A 19,542-nucleotide genomic window follows, 5' to 3' on the forward strand; every position below is an offset into this window, starting at 1 on the left:
CTGGCCAGCATTCTGCTGGGCTTGGTGGTGGGTGCAGTGCCCTGCCTGGGTTGGCTCATGCAGGTGCAGCGTCGCCAGGCGTCCCGGCAGGGTGAACAGGCCCTGCTCGAAGAGCGCCTCAACGCCGCCCAACTGTCCCTGGCCGGGCTACAGGCGCAACTGGAGGCCGGTCGCGACGAGATCAGCGACCTCAGCGAAGCCAACACCGTCAAGCAAGCCCAGCTGGCAGCCCAGGGCCGTGAACTGGAACTGTTGCAGATCGACCGCGACAACGCCCGCGATGCCGCCCACGCCTGGAGCCTTGAACGCGCCAACCGTGAAGCCGAGCTACGGCGCCTGGAAGCCCAGACCGCACGGCTGGACGCCGAACTGCGCGAGCAGCAGGAGAGCCACCAACAGCGTCTCGAAGACCTGCAAGAGGCCCGTGACACCCTGCGCGCGCAGTTCTCCGACCTGGCCACGAAAATCTTCGACGAGCGCGAGCAACGCTTTGCCCAGACCAGCCAGCAGCACCTGGGGCAAATGCTCGACCCGCTCAAGGAGCGCATCCAGGCCTTTGAGAAGCGCGTCGAGGAAAGCTACCAGCAGGAAGCACGCGAGCGTTTCTCGCTGGGCAAAGAGTTGGAGCGCTTGCAGCAGCTCAACCAGCGCCTGTCCGATGAAGCCACCAACCTCACCCAGGCCTTGAAGGGCCAGAAAACCCAGGGCAACTGGGGCGAGATGATCCTTGAGCGGGTACTGGAGCACGCCGGCCTTGAGAAGGGCCGCGAATACCAGACCCAGGTCAGCCTCAAGAGCGCCGATGGCGAACGCTTCCAGCCCGATGTGCTGATCATGTTGCCTGGCGACAAGCAGGTGGTGGTGGACGCCAAGGTCAGCCTCACGGCTTACCAGCAGTTCGTCGGCAGCAATGACGAGGCCGCGCTCAAGCAGCACGTGCAGTCGTTGCGCAGCCACGTCAAAGGCCTCTCGAGCAAGGACTATAGCCGCCTTGAAGGCTTGCACAGCCTGGATTTCGTGCTGCTGTTCGTGCCCATCGAGGCCGCCTTCTCGGCAGCCCTGCAGGCCGAGCCCAACCTGTTCCAGGAAGCCTTCGACCGGCACATCGTGATTGTCAGCCCGACCACGCTGCTTGCCACCCTGCGGGTGATCGACAGCCTGTGGAAGCAGGAACGCCAAGGCCAGAACGCCCGCGAGATTGCCGAGCGCGCCGGTTGGCTGTACGACAAGTTCGTGCTGTTCATCCAGGACCTGGACGAACTGGGCAGCCGCTTGCAGCAGGTAGACAAGGCCTATGCCGCAGCGCGCAACAAACTGTGCGAGGGGCGTGGCAACCTGGTCAGCCGCAGCGAACAGCTCAAGTTGCTTGGCGCCCGTGCCAGCAAGAGCCTGCCGGCAGACCTGCTGGAACGGGCGCTGTCCGATGAAACCCCGGCGGGCGAAGCGCTTACTGAACCAGGCTCAGATGCCGATTGAGCAGGGCGCGCAAGGCGGCCGGCTTGACCGGCTTGGCCAGGTAATCCAGGCCTGACGCATGCACCAGGGCGATGGTCTCTTTACTGCCGTCGGCGCTGATCACCACCCCAGGCACCGGCTCGCCCAGCCGTGCGCGTAGCCAGCCCATCAATTCGGTGCCGGTCTCGCCGTCGTCCAGGTGGTAGTCCACCAGCGCCAGGTGCGGGCGCATGCCCTTGGTCAGCAAAGCCTCGCATTCGGCGCGGTTGCGCGCGGTCCAGACCTGGCAGCCCCAACGGCTGAGCAGGCTGTTCATGCCGATCAGGATGCTGTCTTCATTGTCGATGCACAGCACGTTCAGCCCGGCCAGTGGCTGCCCAGACTGTTCCACCGGCGCACTCGGTGCGGGTGCCGCCTGGCGGGCAATCGGCACGCTGACGCGGAACACCGTGCCTTTGCCGGGCCACGAGCGCACTTCGAGCGAATGGCCGAGCACCCGGCACAGGCCATCGGCGATCGCCAGGCCCAGGCCCAGGCCTTTCTCGGCGCGGGTCTGGTGGCTGTCCAGGCGTTTGAATTCCTGGAAAATCTCCTGCAGCTTGTTGTCGGCGATGCCGGGGCCACGATCCCAGACTTCCAGCCACAGGCGCTCACCCTGGCGACGGGCACCGAGCAGAATCGGGCTTTTGCCATAGCGCAGGGCGTTGGTCAGGAAGTTCTGCAGCACCCGGCGCAGCAGTTTGATGTCGCTGTCGACCCGCAGGCGGCTGCCGCGCAGGCGGAATTCCAGCCCTTTTTCGGCGGCCAGTACCTTGAACTCGGCGCCCAGGGTGTCGAACAGCTCATTGAGGGCGAACGGCTTGGCGTCCGGGGTGATCTTGCCGTTCTCCAGGCGCGAGATGTCCAGCAGGTCACTGATCAGTTCTTCGGCCGAGCGCAGCGAGCTGTCCATGTGCTGCACCAGTTGCTGGGCCTCGTCATTCATGCCTTCGGCCTGCTGCGACAGGGCGGCGGAGAACAGCCGCGCGGCGTTCAGCGGTTGCATCAGGTCGTGGCTGACCGCGGCCAGGAAGCGGGTCTTGGACTTGCTCACGGCTTCGGCCTGGCTCTTGGCTTCGGACAACGCTTGGTTGAGCTGCGATAGCTCATGGGTGCGCTCCGCCACCCGTTGCTCCAGGCCCTCGTTGGCATCGCGAAGCGCCTGTTCGGCTTCGCGGAACGGGGTGATGTCGGTAAAACTCATGACGAAGCCGCCGCCGGGCATCGGGTTGCCGATCAGTTCGATGACTCGGCCGTTGGGGAACAACCGCTCGGAAGAATGCGCGCGACCCTGGCGCATCCAGTGCAGGCGTCGGGCCACGTGCACCTGCGCTTCACCCGGGCCGCACAGGCCGCGTTCGGCGTTGTAGCGGATGATGTCAGCAATCGGCCGGCCGACGCTGATCAGCCCGTCAGGGTAGTTGAACAGCTCCAGGTAACGGCGGTTCCAGGCCACCAGGTGCAGGTTCTGGTCGACCACGCTGATGCCCTGGTTGATGTTTTCGATAGCGCCTTGCAGCAGCGCGCGGTTGAACTGCAGCACCTCGCTGGCTTCGTCGGCGATGCGCACCACGTCTTCGAGCTGCATGTCGCGGCCTTCGATGGCGGCCTTGACCACGGCGCGGGTCGACGAGGTGCCAAGCACACCGGCGAGCAGGCGTTCGGTGTGTTCGATCCAGTCGCCGTCGGCGTTCTGGTTGGGGTTGAAGCCTTTGCCCTGGCGGTAGGCGAAGCGGATGAAGCTCTGCCGGGCACGTTCTTCGCCGACGAAGCGCGAGGCCAGGGTCAGCAAGTCGTCGATCTGCACGGCCAGCAGCGGTTTGCTGCTGGGCCGGGCGCTGGTCTGCTGGCCGATGAAGCGCCCGGCCTGCCAGTGTTCCGACACCCGCGTGCGCGACAGCACCGAAACCCAGGCGAACAGCGTGAAGTTACCCGCCAGCGACAGCACCACGCCCTGGGTCAGCGGGCTGATCGGCAGGTTCAGCGGGTTGCCATGCAGCCACGCCAGGCCCGGGAACAGCGCCAGCGACCAGCCCACGCTGTGGGCGGCAATGGGCAGCACCAGGGTGTAGAACCACAGAAAGATGCCGGCGGCCAGGCCTGCGAACACGCCGCGCCGGTTGGCCTGCTTCCAGTACAGCGCGCCGAGCATGGCCGGGGTGAGCTGCGTCACCGCGGCGAAGGCGATCTGGCCGATGGTCGCCAGGCTTGCGGTGGAGCCCAGCAGGCGGTAGCTGACATACGCCAGCAGCAGGATGACCACGATGGTCACCCGCCGTACCGAGAGCATCCAGTGGCGGAAGGCTTCGAATGGCCGCTCGGCATTGTTGCGGCGCAGCAGCCAGGGCAGCAGCATGTCGTTGGAAACCATGGTCGACAGGGCCACGGCCTCGACGATGACCATGCCGGTGGCGGCCGAGGCGCCGCCGATGAAGGCCAGCAGGGCCAGGCTCGGGTGGGCTTCGGCCAGAGGCAGGCTGATGACGAACGAGTCGGACATCACCGTACCGGGCAACAGCATCTGCCCGGCCAGGGCGATCGGCACCACGAACAGCGCGGCCAGGGCCAGGTACATCGGGAACACCCATCGGGCCAGGCGCATGTCCTGCGGTTCGATGTTCTCCACCACGGTGACATGGAACTGCCGCGGCAGGCAGATGATCGCCATCATGGCCACTGCGGTCTGCACCACCATCGAGGGCCAATTGATGGTCTCTTGCCAATAGCTTTCCAGCTGGATCGACTGGCGTGCCTGGCTGAACAGGTCGTCGAAGCCGTCGTACAGGTTGAACACCACGAAGATGCCCACGGCGAGAAAGGCCAGCAGCTTGATCAACGACTCGAAGGCGATTGCCAGCACCATGCCGCGGTGGTGCTCGGTCACATCCAGGCTGCGCGTGCCGAAGACGATGGCGAACAGCGCCAGCACCAGCGACACCACCAGTGCGGTGTCTTGCACCCGGGTGCCGGTGGCATCGGCATTGGCACCGATCAGCAAGTTGACGCCCAGCACGATGCCTTTGAGCTGCAAGGCGATATAGGGCAGCACGCCGACCAGGCAGATCAGCGCCACCACCACCGCCAGGGTCTGTGATTTGCCGTAGCGCGCGGCGATGAAGTCGGCGATCGAGGTGATGTTCTGCTGCTTGCTGATCAGCACCATCTTCTGCAGTACCCAGGGTGCGAAGATCATCAGCAGCACCGGGCCCAGGTAGATCGGCAGAAATGCCCAAAGCTGTTCGGCGGCCTGGCCGACCGCGCCGAAGAAGGTCCAGCTGGTGCAGTACACGGCCAGCGACAGGCTGTACACCCAGGCACGCAGCTTCGGCGGCAACGGTGTGCTGCGGCGGTCGCCGTAAAAGGCGATGGCGAACATGATGGCCATATAGGCCAGGGCGACCACGGCGATCAGCCCGCTGGACAACGACATGAAAACTCCGGAGCAAAAAAGATAACGCGGTCCCGATCAACCAGTCTGGCACGCAGGCGGCGGTTCGTCAGCGCAGACGATGGTCGCAGTGGCGAGTCGTCGCAGGGCGTTGCTCAAGCGGCAGCGCCAAAATCAATGCCTGCGGGTGCCCATCCAGTAGAACACTGCCGCCAGTATCACCGACATTACCAGCAGGTAGAAGATCGCCCCTGGCCACCACTGGCCCAAGGCAATGCCCACCATCACCGGCCCCAGCGCCGTGCCCAGGTTGGACAGGTTCTGCGCGCCGTAATACACCCCGCGCAGGTGCTCCGGCGCGATCAGGTCGATGAACATGTATTCGGCGGGGATCACCATGATTTCACCCAGGGTGAACACCAGCATTGCCAGGCACCATGCCAGCACCGAGTCTGCCAGCGAAAAGCCCAGCAGCCCGGCGATGAACAGGCCCATGCCGGCCAGCAGCCAGGGCATCAGGTGCTGGCGGCTGATGCGCCTGCCGATCAGGTGCTGCAGGGCGATAACCGTGACGGCGTTGGTCGTCACCAGGTAGCCGACCAGGCGCGCCGCCTCGGCCGGGCTGGTGGTCACCATCAGGTACTGCGACAGGTAGGCCCCGAACTGGCCGAACACCACGGCGCTGAGCACACCGCCCAAGGTGAAGTACACCAGCCGCCGGTCACGGGCCAGGCCCAGCGCTACTTGCGCAAAAGCGGCCCGCGGTTGTGCCGGGGCCGCGGCCTGCAGGCCACGGTCGCCCAGGCGCTGGTAGGCCAGGCCCGTCCCCAGGCCGATCAACGCCGAGGCGACGAAGGGCAGGTGGTCGTCCAGCTCCAGCATGGCCACCCCCAGCAACGGGCCGACGGCGTAGCCGACGTTCCTCAAGGTGTACTTGATGGCGAACACCTCGGCGCGTTCTGCCACCGGCAACAGCGCGCAAAAGCCCGCCTTGGCGGCAATGTCGACCACGGCCAGGGCCAGGTTGATCAGTACCAGACACAGGAAGAACAACGCGGCCGAGCGGCTGGCCATGGCGCCGACGAACGCCAGGGTAAACACCAGGGTGCTGACGACCACCAGCGTGTGAGTGCGTACGGTGTCCACCAGGTGGCCGCCATACAAGCTCAGCAGCGAAGCGATGATCAGCGCGCCGCCAATCAACAGGCCGATCTCGCTCACCGACAGCTGGAAGTTGTTTGCCAGGTATACCACCAGGTAGGGCAGGGTAAGGGCGCGGGCCAGGGTCAAAGCAAAGGTGGTGGCGAGCAGCAGGCGTACGGCCGCTGGGTAGCGCTTGAGGGCGGCGAGCATTGCCACTTCCTTGTCGTTGGGGGTTGCCGGGTATCAGCATAAGTCTGCAGGGGGCTTGTCAGCAGTAGGCTTTACCCTGCAGATTTGTGGCTTTCTGCGCCCGGCGCGCCTCCAACGCTAAAAGCCCCTCAGGAACAAGGACGATGAGTCATCCCTCGCAATTCACCTTGCTCGGCAAGCGGCGCTTCTTGCCGTTTTTCATCACCCAGTCGCTGGGTGCGTTCAACGACAACCTGTTCAAGCAGTCGCTGATCCTGGCGATCCTGTTCAAGCTCAGCCTGGGCGACGGTGACCGTTCGATCTGGGTCAACCTGTGCGCCTTGCTGTTCATCCTGCCGTTCTTTCTGTTCTCGGCACTGGGTGGGCAGTTTGGCGAGAAGTTCGCCAAGGACGCGCTGATCCGTGCGATCAAGCTGGCCGAGATCGGCATCATGGCCATTGGCGCGCTGGGCTTTATCACCAACCACCTGGCGCTGATGCTGGTAGCCCTGTTTGGCATGGGCACCCATTCGGCGCTGTTCGGGCCGGTGAAGTACTCGATCTTGCCCCAGGCCCTGCGTGAAGAAGAGCTGGTGGGCGGTAACGGGCTGGTGGAGATGGGCACCTTCCTGGCCATCCTGGCCGGCACCATCGGCGCGGGTGTGATGATGTCGTCGGGCAGCTATGCCACGGTGGTGGCGGGTGGCGTGGTCGGCACGGCCGTGCTGGGCTACCTGGCCAGCCGCTGGATCCCACGGGCCGCCGCCGTGTCGCCGCAGATGCAACTGGACTGGAACATCTTCAAGCAGTCTTGGGTGATCCTGCGCATGGGCCTGGGGCAGACGCCTGCGGTGTCGCGCTCGATCGTCGGCAACTCCTGGTTCTGGTTCGTCGGCGCCATCTACCTGACCCAGATCCCGGCGTACGCCAAGGACTGGCTGCACGGCGACGGCACGGTGGTCACCCTGGTGCTGACCCTGTTCTCGGTGGGCATTGCTCTGGGTTCGCTGCTGTGCGAGCGGCTGAGCGGGCGCAAGGTGGAGATCGGCCTGGTGCCGTTCGGCTCGTTTGGCCTGACCCTGTTCGGCCTGCTCTGGTGGTGGCATTCCGGCGATGTGCCGGCTGCGCCTGTGCCGCACGACTGGCTGGCGCTGCTGGGCATGAGCCAGGCCTGGTGGATTCTGTTGTCGATCGTGGGGCTCGGGGTGTTCGGCGGCTTCTACATCGTGCCGCTGTATGCGCTGATCCAGGCGCGCACGGCCGAGGACCAGCGGGCCCGGGTAATCGCTGCCAACAACATCCTCAATGCCTTGTTCATGGTGGTGTCGGCGGTGCTCACCATCGTGCTGCTGGGGCTGGCCGAGCTGAGCATCCCGCAGCTGTTCCTGGTGGTGTCGTTGCTCAATATCGCGGTCAACGCCTACATCTTCAGCATCGTGCCCGAGTTCACCATGCGCTTTTTGATCTGGCTGCTCAGCCACTCGATGTACCGCGTGGAGCACCGCGACCTCGAACGCATCCCCGACGAAGGTGCGGCGCTGCTGGTGTGCAACCATGTCTCGTTCGTCGACGCCCTGCTGCTCGGCGGCGCGATCCGCCGGCCGATCCGCTTCGTCATGTACTACAAAATCTACAACCTGCCGGTGCTCAACTTCGTGTTTCGCACCGCAGGCGCCATCCCGATTGCCGGGCGCAGCGAGGATGAGGGCACGTACGAGCGCGCCTTTGCGCGCATCGCCGAATACCTGGCGGCGGGTGAGTTGGTGTGCATCTTCCCGGAGGGCAAGTTGACCGGCGACGGCGAGATCGATGCGTTCAAGGGTGGGGTCAGCCGGATTCTCGGTGAAACCCCGGTGCCGGTGATTCCCCTGGCGTTGCAGGGGCTGTGGGGCAGCTTTTTCAGCCGTGATCCGGGCAAGGGGTTTTTCAAGCGCTTGTGGTCGCGGGTGACCATCGTGGCCGGCGCCGCAGTCCCGGTGGAAGCAGCGCAGCCTGAGTTGTTGCGCGAGCAGGTCAGCCGCTTGCGCGGCGACCTGCGTTAAACGGGCGTGGTCAGCTGGCGCTGACTTTCAGGCCGATCAGGCCACAGATGATCAGCGCCACACTGACCAGCCGTACCAGGGCCATGGACTCGCCGAACAGGATGATCCCGGCGATCACCGTGCCCACGGCGCCAACGCCGGTCCAGATGGCGTAGGCGGTGCCCAGTGGCAGTTCTTTCATGGCCAGGCCCAACAGGCCCAGGCTGATGACCATGGCGCCGACGGTAAGCACGGTGGGGAGCGGGCGGCTGAAGCCGTCGGTGTACTTCAGGCCTACCGCCCAGCCGACCTCGAACAGGCCGGCGAAAAACAGGATGATCCAGGACATAGGTGCCTCCATTGTTGCCAACGATGGGGCCGTCCCCGGAATGGTCACGCGGTGCGTCGTGAGGTCGTCCCCACAGTGGGCAATAGGGTGCACATTTTCTGATGGCTGGGCAAGTCAGTGCCTGGCAGGTTCGCCACGTTCATCTACCGGCAAAGGCGCTTCCATACGGCGGAACCAGGTCGACAGCAGCGCCCCCGAAATATTGTGCCAAACGCTGAACAGCGCGCTCGGCACCGCCGCCAATGGCGAGAAATGCGCCGCCGCCAAGGCTGCCCCCAACCCTGAGTTCTGCATGCCCACCTCCAGTGCCAGCGACTTGCGCTGGGCCAGGGGCAGTTTGCAGAGCTTGCCGGTGAGGTAACCCAGCAGGTAGCCGAAGCTGTTGTGCAGCATCACCACGGCCATGATCAGCAGGCCCGACTCGGCGATTTTCGCCTGGCTGGCCGCCACCACCGCACAGACGATCATGACGATGCTCACCACCGACACGAGTGGCAGCACCTGCACCGCCGCCTGCACCCGCGCGCCCAGCAGGCGCTGGGCCAGCACGCCGAGCACGATCGGCAGCATGACCAGTTGCAGGATCGACCAGAACATGTCCATGAACGAGACCGGCAGCCAGGCCGAGGCCAGGAACCAGATCAACGCCGGGGTCAGCAGCGGGGCGAGCAGGGTGGTGACGGCGGCAATCGCCACCGCCAGCGCCAGGTCGCCCTTGGACAGCCAGACCATCACGTTCGAAGCCGTGCCGCTAGGGCAGCAGCCGACCAGAATCACGCCCACGGCAATCTCGGGCGGCAGGTGGAACAGCTGGCACAGCAGCCAGGCCATGCCTGGCATGATCACGAAGTGCGCCACCACCCCCAGCATCACCCGCCAGGGCTGGCGGGCGAGGGCGGCGAAGTCATCGAGCTTGAGGGTCAGGCCCATGCCGAACATCACCAGGCCCAGCAACGGTACGATGGCCACTTTCAGGGCGATGAACCATTGCGGTTGCAGGAAGGCCAGCACGGCAAACACCAGCACCCAGAGGGCAAAGGTATTGCCGACGAAGCGGCTGAGGGCGGCGAGGGCACGCATGGGCAGGTCCTTGTACTTATAGAGATGTAGTTTTCGAGGGCCTCTTCGCGGGGCGGTGCTGGCTGAGAATACGTCCCAGCCCAGCCCCGACATTTCATGCCACTCAGACCCCTTGCGGAATCTCCTCCCCACCCAATGCCTCGAACAGCACCGGCAGGAATTCGGTAAAGGTCATCATCATCAGCAGGAAGCTGGCATCGAACTGCTGCTGGGCTTCATCGCCGCCATCCTGTTCTGCCTGCTCTTGCAGCAGCTCTTCGAACTTCAGGCGCTTGATGACCATCTTGTCGTCCAGCACGAACGACAGTTTGTCCTGCCAGGCCAGGGCCAGCTGGGTGACCACCTTGCCGGTGCTCAGGTGCAGCTGGATTTCTTCGCTGGTCAGGTCCTGGCGCTTGCAGCGCACGATGCCACCATCTTCGGCGGTGTCGCGCAGCTCGCACTCGTCCAGTACATAGAAGCCTTCGGCGGCTTGCTGCGACTTGACCCAGTCGGTCATGGTGGCAACGGGTGCGATCTTCACGGTTGCCGGGCGTACCGGCAGCGAGCCCATCACTTCACGCAGGGTCGACAGCAGGTCTTCGGCACGCTTGGCGCTGGCCGAGTTGACCAGGATCATGCCCAGGCGCGGCGCGATGGCGGCGAAGATCATAGAGCGACGAATGAAGGCACGCGGCAGGAAGGCCTGGATGATCTCGTCCTTGATCTGGTCGCGTTCCTTCTTGTAGACCTTGCGCATCTGCTCGGTCTCGATCTCTTCGACCTTTTCCTTGACGGCGTCATTGACCACGCTGCTTGGAAGGATACGTTCTTCCTTGCGCGCGGCGATCAGCAGGAACTCGCCGCTGACGTGCACCAGGGGAGCGTCTTCGCCCTTGCCGAACGGCGCGACGAAGCCATAGGTGTTCAGCTCCTGGCTGGCGCAGGGACGGGCCGGCTTGCTGGCCAGGGCGGTTTCCAGCGCTTCGGCTTCGAATGGAACATCCTGGGTCAGGCGGTAGGTCAGCAGGTTCTTGAACCACATGGGGGGCAATCTCTCCTTAATGCATGAGGCGGGCATTATTCTCCGAGCAGTGGTTCCCGTCCAACCCTGTCAGAGGGCCAGCACCTATATATAGAAGAAGAAAAGACCAGCGTTGCTAGGTCTTTGAAAGGCTTCGAAATTTTTTTTAAGAAAGTCGAAAAAAGTGCTTGCCAGGGTGGGGGCTCATCCGTAGAATGCGCGCCACACCGAGACGAAAGGGTGATTAGCTCAGCCGGGAGAGCATCTGCCTTACAAGCAGAGGGTCGGCGGTTCGATCCCGTCATCACCCACCACTCGATGTATAGCGCAGCGGTAGTTCAGTCGGTTAGAATACCGGCCTGTCACGCCGGGGGTCGCGGGTTCGAGTCCCGTCCGCTGCGCCATATTCAACTTCCAGGGCCCACTGAACACCCGGAAGTTACAGGAAAAGCGACCTTAGGGTCGCTTTTTTTGTTTCTGCTTTTTTAGACGTTCTGCGGTACAGCACGGCCCCTGTGGTAGCGGGCCTGCGTTGGCGGTGCAATGCCGCATCAACGCATGCGTTCTTCCTCGCGCAACGTCAGCACTTCAACCCCTGCTTCGGTCACCGCCACCGTATGTTCCCACTGCGCCGACAGCGCATGGTCGCGGGTAATCACCGTCCAACCATCCTTCAAGGTCCGAGTGCCACGCCCGCCCTGGTTGATCATCGGTTCGATGGTAAACACCATCCCGGGCTTGAGCTTCATACCCATGCCGCGCTGGCCAAAATGCAGCACCTCGGGCCCTTCGTGCATCTGCTGGCCAATGCCATGGCCGCAATACTCGCGCACCACGCTATAGCCGGCAGCCTCGGCATGTACCTGGATGGCATGGCCAATGTCGCCAAGTGTCGCCCCGGGGCGCACTTGCTCGATGCCTTTCCATAGGGCGTCGTAGGTCGTTTCGACCAGCCGACGCGCCTCGTCGTTGATCGAGCCAATGCAGTACATTTTCGACGAATCGGCGATGTAGCCGCCTTGTTCAAGGGTGATGTCGACATTGATGATCGACCCCTCGTTGAGCACCTCATCCGCCTTCGGCATGCCGTGGCACACCACGTGGTCCACCGAGGTATTCAGAGCGTAAGGGAAACCGTACTGGCCCTTGCTTGCCGGCCGAGCCTTGAGCGTTTCGACGATATAGCGCTCGGCGTGGTCGTTGATCTGCATCGTGGTCACGCCGGGGCGTATGAAACCATCGAGTTCAGCGAACACTTGGGCCAGCAACCGGCCGGCGTTGCGCATCAGGTCGAGTTGGGCGGGGGTTTTGAGGATCACCTGGGACATGGGGAGAAGGCAGTAACTCTGGCAGAAATGTGCCCCAGCATAGCGCCATGGGCCTTCGCGGTGCCACCGCATGGTGCGGCAAACCGGCCCCGCACGGGCGCGCGGGCCGCCAGCGAAGAGGCCCGCACAGCTGGCCCGCTAATTGCTGACTGACCCCTACCCAGGGCAATCAATGCCGATTGCCCACACCTCTTCACGACAAAGGCGCCGTGTTGCCCCGCTTGCCATGCAAGCCGGGGCAGCCGGCGCCTTTTGCGTTTCCCCAAGGAGACCGGCCCATGAGCAGCAGCGAAGTACGCAGTGTCTGCCCGTATTGCGGCGTCGGCTGCGGCATCGTCATGCGCGTTGCCGATGGCAAGGTCAGCAAGATCAGCGGCGACAAGCAGCACCCCAGCAACTTTGGCCGCCTGTGCACCAAGGGCCTGACCGCGCACGTGCCGCTGACCGCCGCCGGGCGCATGGAGGATGCCTACCTGCGTCAGCAGCGCAGCCAGCCGCCGGTGCGCACCAGCATGGACCAGGCCATTGCGGCCACCGCCGCGCGCCTGCGCGGCATCGTTGACCAGCACGGCCCGGATGCCGTGGCGCTGTATGTGTCCGGGCAGATGTCGCTGGAGGCCCAGTACCTGGCCAACAAACTGGCCAAGGGCTTTATCCGCACCCGCCATATCGAGTCCAACTCGCGCCTGTGCATGGCCAGCGCCGGCAGTGGCTACAAACTGTCGCTCGGTGCCGATGGCCCACCTGGCAGTTACCAGGACTTCGAGCACGCTGACGTATTCCTGGTAATCGGCGCCAACATGGCCGACTGCCACCCGATTCTGTTCCTGCGTCTGCTGGACCGGGTCAAGGCCGGCGCCAAGCTGATCGTCGTCGACCCGCGGCGCAGCGCCACCGCCGACAAGGCCGACCTGTTCCTGCAGGTACGCCCCGGCAGCGACATGGCCTTGCTCAACGGCCTGTTGCATCTGCTGCACCGCAACGGCCACACCAACCCCGAGTTCATCGCTCGCCACACTGACGGTTGGGACGAACTGCCAGCCTTCCTCGATGACTACAGCCCCGAGCGCGTGGCCGCCATCACCGGGCTGGCCGAGGCCGACATCATCAAGGCCGCCGAATGGATCGGCCGTGCCAACGACTGGATGAGCTGCTGGACCATGGGCCTGAACCAGAGCATCCACGGTACCTGGCACAGCAACGCCCTGTGCAACCTGCACCTGGCCACCGGCGCTATCTGCCGCCCCGGTAGCGGGCCTTTCTCGCTGACCGGCCAACCCAACGCCATGGGCGGCCGCGAGATGGGCTACATGGGGCCCGGCCTGCCAGGCCAGCGCTCGGCGCTGGTGGAAGGCGACCGCGCGTTCGTCGAACAGCAGTGGCAACTGCCACCAGGCAGCCTGCGCAGCGAAGGCGGCGAGGGTACGGTGGCGCTGTTCGAACAGCTGAAAGCAGGGGACGTGAAAGCCTGCTGGATCATCTGCAGCAACCCGGTGGCCAGCGTCGCCAACCGCCAGCAGGTGATCGACGGCCTGCGCCAGGCCGAGCTGGTGATCTCCCAGGATGCGTTTCTCGACACCGAGACCAACCGCTACGCCGATATCCTCCTGCCTGCGGCACTGTGGGCCGAAGGTGAGGGCGTGATGATCAACAGCGAGCGCAACCTCACCTTGATGCCACGCGCCGTGGCGCCTCCTGGCCAGAGCCTGCCGGACTGGCAGATCATCGCCCGGGTGGCCTGCGCAATGGGCTATGCCGACGCGTTCGATTACGCCGATGCCGAAGCGGTGTACGACGAGATTCGCCGCTTCCATAACCCCGCTACCGGCTACGACCTGCGCGGCATCGGCTACACCGACCTGCGTGCGCAGCCGCGCCAGTGGCCATGCGCACCAGGGCGTGACAGCGCCCGCAGCCCATTGCGCTACCTGAACGATGGCAGCAGCCAGACGCTGCTGCACGACGCCCAGGGCCAGCGCCCGGCGCTGGCGTTCCCCACCGCCAGCGGCAAGGCACGCTTTTTCGCCCGGCCCTGGTTGCCGGCAGCGGAGTTGCCGGATGACGCCTACCCCCTGGTGCTCAACACCGGCCGCGTGCAGCACCAGTGGCACACCCTGACCAAGACCGGCAAGGTGCCGGCGCTGAACAAGCTGGAGCCTGGCCCTTTCATCGAAATGCATCCCGAGGACGCCGCACGGCTTGGCATCGCCGAAAAGGACCAGGTGGCCATTCGCTCGCGCCGTGGTCAGGCCGTGCTGCCGGCGCGCATCAGCGACCGGGTCATGCCAGGTAATTGCTTCGCGCCGTTTCACTGGAACGACCTGATCGGCGAGCAGTTGACCATCAATGCCGTCACCTGTGATGCGGTCGACCCACTGTCGCTGCAGCCCGCCTTCAAACACTGCGCCGTGGCCCTTGAGCGGGTTGCCGGCGAACGTATCGACGCCCTCGACCTGAGCGGCGCCACTGCCCACCCGGAGCTTGCCCGCATGCCCACCGCCACCCTGTCTCGTCTGCTTGGCCTGGACAACCTGCCGGCCCCGGCGCTGGCCGAGCAAGAGCGCCATTACCTGCAGGGCTTCTTGCTCGGCCTGGAGCAAGCCCGCGCCGAGGGTGTGCCAAGCCTGCCAGCCAGCGCGCCACTGGCCGCCAACCGGCGGTTGTTCGTCGATGGCCTGCTGGCGGGCGTGTTCGCGCAGCCTTCGGCGCTGCCCAGCCGGGCGCTGGAGGTGCCGCAGCACCAGGTGCTGTGGGCCTCGCAGACCGGTAACGGCGAAGCGCTGGCCGAGCGCTGTGCCGAGCGCCTGCGTGGTGCTGGCTTGGCGGTGCACCTGAACTGCATGGATACACTCAGCCCGCAGCAGTTGCGCGGTGCTGCCAGTGTGGTGCTGATCGCCAGTACCTTCGGTGATGGCGACGCGCCCGACAGCGCGGCGGTGTTCTGGCAGGCACTGCAAGGCGAGGAGGGCGGCCACTGCGCCGATGTGCCCTATGCCGTATTGGCCCTGGGCGATTCCAGTTACGACCAGTTCTGCGGGTTTGGCCGCAAGCTTGATCAGCGCCTGGCCGAGCTGGGTGGGCGGCGGCTGCTGCAACGGGTGGATTGCGAGCCGGATTACGATGAGGCATTCGCCACCTGGCTCGACGCCTTGTTGGCGCAGTTGGCTGACGCCGCCGCGCCCCAGGCCAGCGGCGCGCCTTCGCCTGCGCAGGCTTGCAGCAAGCAGCAGCCATGGTCGGCCACCTTGCTGGAGAACCGCGTGCTCAATGCCCCGGGTGCCAGCAAGGAGACGCGCCAGTTGGTGTTCGACCTGGCTGGCAGCACCTTCAGCTACCAGGCGGGCGACGCCCTGGGCGTATGGCCGCGCAACTGCCCGGCGCTGGTCGAAGAGCTGCTAGCGCTGATGCGGCTCGATGGCCAGACCTTGGTCGAGGTCAAAGGCCAGGCCGCACTGCCGCTGGCCGATGCCATGGAGGCGCACCTGGAAATCGCCAAGGTCACCCCGGCGCAGTTGCAGGTGTTCAGCCAGAGCGCCGAGCCCCTGCGCCGGTTGCTCCAGCCCGAGCACAAGGCCGAGCTGCAAAACTGGTTGTGGGGGCGGCAGTTGGCGGATGTGCTGCGCGAGTTTCCCCAGGACCTGCCCTTGGCCACCTGGCTCGACCTGCTCAAACCTTTGCAGCCGCGCCTGTACTCGATCAGCTCCAGCCCGTTGGCGCACCCTGGCCAGGTTCACCTGACCGTCTCGACGGTGCGTTACGGACAACGCAAAGGGGCCTGCTCGACCTACCTCGCCGACCGCGCGCACGGCATCAAGGTGGCGATTTTCCCGCAGGCTTCGAAGCATTTTCGCCTGCCCGAGGACGATAATGTGCCGGTGATCATGGTTGGGCCGGGCACCGGCATCGCGCCGTTTCGGGCGTTTCTAGAAGAACGAGAAGCGCGTGGGGCACGCGGGGGCAACTGGCTGTTTTTCGGCGAGCAGCATGCGGCCAGCGACTTCTATTACCAGGCACAATTGCAGGCATGGCAAGCGACAGGCCACTTGCGTCTGGATACCGCGTTCTCCCGCGACCAGGCCGAGAAAATCTATGTGCAGCAGCGCCTGCACGAGCAGGGCGCTGACCTCTGGCGTTGGCTGGAGGCGGGTGCGTACTTTTATGTGTGCGGTGATGCCCTGCGTATGGCCAAGGATGTGGACAGCGCGCTGCGCAGGGTCGTCGCCGAGCACGGGGGCATGAGCGAGGCCGCGGCGGATGCGTATGTCGAGGGGTTGAGCAAGGCCAAGCGTTATCGGCGCGATGTGTACTGAGTGCACCGGGATGGGGAGGGGTGCACCTTGGCTGTGCGGTTTTTTCTGGGCTGTCCGATGACTTTTCTGGCCCTGTCGCGTTTAAACAGGCGATACAGCATTTGGCACATTCCCTGCTTTATCACGTTCACATCACGCCCCACTGATCAACGGCGATCAACCAGGGGCACACCCTGATGAGTACAGGCAAAGGCGCCTGGAGCTTCCGCTCCAGGCGTTTTTTTTTGATCGAGGATCGGCTATGACGGCAACAGCGAACGGCAGGCAACGAGAGCAACTGGTGATTGTCGGCAACGGCATGGTCGGCCACCACTGCGTCGAGCAATTGATCGAGCGTGGCGCCTTGCAGCACTTCGAGGTGCGGGTGTTCGGTGAAGAACGCCAGCGTGCCTACGACCGTGTGCACCTCTCCGAATACTTCGGCGGCAGCTGCGCCGAGACCCTGGCGATGTGCGAGCAGGGTTTCTACCCCAGCCAAGGCGTGCACCTGCACCTGGGCGAAGCGGTGGTGGAGATCGACCGCACGCGCCGCGAGGTGGTTACCACCGAAGGCCGCTACGCGTACGACCAGTTGATACTGGCCACCGGCTCCTACCCGTTCGTCCCGCCGATCGAAGGGTCCAGCGGCAACGCCCGCCTGGTCTACCGCACCCTCGACGACCTCGATGCAATCCGCGCCGCCGCCAGCAATGCCCAGCGTGGTGTGGTGGTGGGTGGCGGCCTGCTGGGCCTGGAGGCGGCCAATGCACTCAAGTCCCTGGGCCTGGAAGCGCATGTCGTGGAGTTCGCCCCACGCTTGATGCCGGTGCAGCTGGACAGCGAGGGCGGTGCGGCGCTCAAGGCACAGATCGAGGCCCTGGGCGTGGGCGTGCACCTGTCCCGCGCCACCCAGTCGATCAGTGCCGGTGAGGGCTATCGCTACCGCATGAACTTCGACGGCGGCGAACACCTGGAAACCGACCTGATCGTGTTCTCCGCCGGTATCCGCCCGCAGGACGCCTTGGCCCGCGCATGCGGGTTGGACATAGCCGCGCGAGGCGGGGTGGTGGTCGACAACCACTGTCGCACCAGCGATGCGCGCATCTTCGCCATCGGCGAGTGCGCCTCGTGGAACGGCAGCGTGTTCGGCCTGGTTGCGCCGGGCTACAGCATGGCCCGTAACCTGGCGGCGCTGCTGGCGGGGGATGCTGCGGTTGCCTTCACCGGTGCCGACATGTCGACCAAGCTCAAGCTGCTGGGCGTGGATGTCGGCTCGATCGGCGATGCCCATGGCGCCACGCCAGGCTCGCGCAGCTACCGCTTCATCGACGAAGCCAACGCCGCCTACCGTCGGCTGGTGGTGGATGCCAGCGGCAAGCATGTGCTGGGCGCGGTGCTGGTGGGTGACAACAGCTACTACGACACCCTGTTGCAGTACGCGCAGAACGGTATAGCCCTGCCTGCCGACCCGGCCGCGTTGATCCTGCCACAAACGGGCGGCGCGCCGGCCCTGGGTGCCGACGCCCTGCCCGACAGCGCGACCATCTGCTCGTGCCACAACGTCAGCAAGGGCGCGGTCTGCGCCGCTATCGACAGCGGCTGCAGCGACCTTGCCTCGGTCAAGGGCTGCACCAAGGCGGCGAGCGGTTGTGGCGGCTGCGCGGCCCTGCTCAAGCAGGTGTTCGAGCACGAACTCACGGCCCGCGGCGTGACGGTCGACAAGAGCCTCTGCGAACACTTTGCCTACACCCGCCAGGAGCTTTACGGGCTGGTACGGGTTGGCGGTATCCGCACTTTCCATGACCTGCTCGTGCGCCATGGCAAAGGCCATGTCGGCTGCGCTATCTGCAAGCCGGCGGTGGGCAATATCCTTGCTTCGTGCTGGAACCAGCCGATCATGGACCCGGCGCTGGTACCGCTGCAGGACACCAACGACACGTTCATGGCCAACATGCAGAAAAACGGCACTTACTCGGTGGTGCCGCGCATACCGGGCGGTGAAATCACCCCCGACAAGCTCATCGTCATCGGCCAGGTGGCCAAGAAGTACGACTTGTACACCAAGATCACCGGCGGCCAGCGCATCGACCTGTTTGGTGCCCAGTTGCACGAACTGCCGCTGATCTGGGGCGAGTTGATCGAGGCCGGCTTCGAGACGGGCCATGCCTACGGCAAGTCGACCCGCACGGTGAAGTCATGCGTGGGCAGCACCTGGTGCCGTTATGGCGTGCAGGACAGCGTCGCCATGGCCCTGCGCCTGGAGGACCGCTACAAGGGCCTGCGCAGCCCGCACAAGCTCAAGTTCGCGGTATCCGGCTGCACCCGCGAATGCGCCGAGGCGCAAAGCAAGGACATCGGCGTGATCGCCACCGACAAGGGCTGGAACCTCTACGTCTGCGGCAACGGCGGCATGCGCCCGCGCCACGCCGAGCTGTTCGCCACCGACCTGGACGACGAGACCTTGGTACGCCTGATCGACCGCGTGCTGATGTTCTACATCCGCACCGCCGACAAGCTGCAACGCACCTCGGTATGGCGCGAAAACCTGGAGGGCGGGTTGGCCTACCTCAAGCAGGTGATCCTCGACGACAGCCTGGGCCTGGCAGCCGAGCTGGAAGCGCAGATGCAGCATGTGGTCGATCACTATGAATGCGAATGGGCCAACGCCCTCAACGACCCGGAAAAGCTCAAGCGCTTCCGCACCTTCGTCAACGACCACCGCGCCGACCCGGACGTGCACTTCGTCCGCGAGCGCGAACAACGCCGCCCTGCTGCAGCGTTGCACCTGATCCCCACTGCCGAGGAGGCTGTCTGATGAACCTGTCCAGTACTGCTGTAGCGCACCAACCCAACTGGCAAACGGTCTGCCAGGCCCGCGACCTGGTTGCCGATTCCGGCGTGGTGGTGTGGCACGAGGGTGCCCAGGTGGCGCTGTTCTATCTGCCAGGGCAGGAGCAGGCGTTGTATGCGCTGGACAACCGTGACCCGCGCTCGGGGGCCAACATCATCGGCCGTGGGCTGGTGGGGAGTGTGCAGGGCCAGCTGGTGGTGGCGGCGCCGCTTTACAAGCAGCATTTCAGCCTGCACAGCGGGCATTGCCTGGAGGATGCCGGGCAGCGGCTGCGGGTGTGGCCGGTGCGGATCAATGGTGAAGCGGTGGAGCTGGCGGTGGCGTGATGAATTGTTGAAGCCCCGGATGCTGTTCGCCGTTGGATTTTCGCCGTATGGGAGATCGAGCGCCGCGCGGGCGGCGCTCGA

The 19,542-nt window shown here is 64.9% G+C and carries 11 protein-coding genes and 2 tRNA genes; 7 read left to right on the forward strand and 6 right to left on the reverse strand.

What is annotated here, in order from left to right; translation table 11 throughout:
- Window positions 1–102 precede the first annotated feature (102 nt).
- Window positions 103–1,476 (forward strand): DNA recombination protein RmuC, encoded by a 1,374-nt coding sequence (rmuC, locus tag NP534_RS09480; protein ID WP_162181154.1) that lies wholly within the window; start codon window positions 103–105, stop codon window positions 1,474–1,476.
- Here the strand turns inward: rmuC and NP534_RS09485 are convergent.
- Both NP534_RS09485 and NP534_RS09490 read right to left on the reverse strand, forming a co-directional pair.
- Window positions 1,448–4,924, reverse strand: coding sequence for a hybrid sensor histidine kinase/response regulator (locus tag NP534_RS09485; RefSeq protein ID WP_033700781.1), 3,477 nt, complete (start codon window positions 4,922–4,924; stop codon window positions 1,448–1,450). The genes rmuC and NP534_RS09485 overlap by 29 nt on opposite strands.
- A gap of 132 nt (window positions 4,925–5,056) precedes the next feature.
- A complete protein-coding gene (locus NP534_RS09490; protein WP_274098561.1) occupies window positions 5,057–6,235 on the reverse strand; it encodes an MFS transporter in 1,179 nt (392 codons plus the stop codon).
- A 143-nt stretch (window positions 6,236–6,378) separates the two neighbouring features.
- On the opposite strand from NP534_RS09490, the gene NP534_RS09495 reads away from it, so the two are divergent.
- A complete protein-coding gene (locus tag NP534_RS09495) occupies window positions 6,379–8,256 on the forward strand; it encodes an MFS transporter (RefSeq protein ID WP_033700780.1) in 1,878 nt (625 codons plus the stop codon).
- 10 nt (window positions 8,257–8,266) lie between these two features.
- Here the strand turns inward: NP534_RS09495 and sugE are convergent, their stop codons facing one another.
- The 3 genes from sugE to rdgC form a co-directional block, all read right to left on the reverse strand.
- Window positions 8,267–8,584, reverse strand: a complete 318-nt coding sequence (gene sugE, locus NP534_RS09500; RefSeq protein WP_033700779.1) for a quaternary ammonium compound efflux SMR transporter SugE — start codon at window positions 8,582–8,584, stop codon at window positions 8,267–8,269.
- Between the two features lie 114 nt (window positions 8,585–8,698).
- Window positions 8,699–9,664 (reverse strand): bile acid:sodium symporter family protein, encoded by a 966-nt coding sequence (locus NP534_RS09505; RefSeq protein ID WP_033700778.1) that lies wholly within the window; start codon window positions 9,662–9,664, stop codon window positions 8,699–8,701.
- A gap of 103 nt (window positions 9,665–9,767) precedes the next feature.
- On the reverse strand, window positions 9,768–10,688 hold the full coding sequence (gene rdgC / locus NP534_RS09510) for a recombination-associated protein RdgC (protein WP_274098562.1): 921 nt from the start codon (window positions 10,686–10,688) through the stop codon (window positions 9,768–9,770).
- 217 nt (window positions 10,689–10,905) lie between these two features.
- Between rdgC and NP534_RS09515 the strand changes: the two genes are divergently transcribed.
- Both NP534_RS09515 and NP534_RS09520 read left to right on the forward strand, forming a co-directional pair.
- Window positions 10,906–10,981 (forward strand) — tRNA-Val (locus tag NP534_RS09515).
- Between the two features lie 13 nt (window positions 10,982–10,994).
- A tRNA-Asp gene (locus NP534_RS09520) sits at window positions 10,995–11,071 on the forward strand.
- Window positions 11,072–11,218: 147 nt separating this feature from the next.
- Here the strand turns inward: NP534_RS09520 and map are convergent.
- Window positions 11,219–11,995, reverse strand: coding sequence for a type I methionyl aminopeptidase (gene map, locus NP534_RS09525; RefSeq protein ID WP_274098563.1), 777 nt, complete (start codon window positions 11,993–11,995; stop codon window positions 11,219–11,221).
- Window positions 11,996–12,273: 278 nt separating this feature from the next.
- Between map and NP534_RS09530 the strand changes: the two genes are divergently transcribed.
- The 3 genes from NP534_RS09530 (at window position 12,274) to nirD (ending at window position 19,461) form a co-directional block, all read left to right on the forward strand.
- Window positions 12,274–16,305: a bifunctional nitrate reductase/sulfite reductase flavoprotein subunit alpha gene (locus NP534_RS09530; protein WP_274098564.1), complete on the forward strand. Its 4,032-nt coding sequence runs from the start codon at window positions 12,274–12,276 to the stop codon at window positions 16,303–16,305.
- Between the two features lie 241 nt (window positions 16,306–16,546).
- Window positions 16,547–19,099 carry a nitrite reductase large subunit NirB gene (gene nirB, locus NP534_RS09535; RefSeq protein ID WP_274098565.1) on the forward strand — a complete coding sequence of 851 codons (2,553 nt, stop codon included), beginning with the start codon at window positions 16,547–16,549 and terminating at the stop codon, window positions 19,097–19,099.
- Window positions 19,099–19,461 carry a nitrite reductase small subunit NirD gene (gene nirD / locus NP534_RS09540; protein ID WP_274098566.1) on the forward strand — a complete coding sequence of 121 codons (363 nt, stop codon included), beginning with the start codon at window positions 19,099–19,101 and terminating at the stop codon, window positions 19,459–19,461. The genes nirB and nirD overlap by 1 nt, the downstream gene beginning before the upstream one ends.
- Window positions 19,462–19,542 lie beyond the last annotated feature (81 nt).

This window comes from Pseudomonas sp. 39004, assembly GCF_028682155.1.
Taxonomy (GTDB): Bacteria; Pseudomonadota; Gammaproteobacteria; order Pseudomonadales; family Pseudomonadaceae; genus Aquipseudomonas; species Aquipseudomonas capeferrum.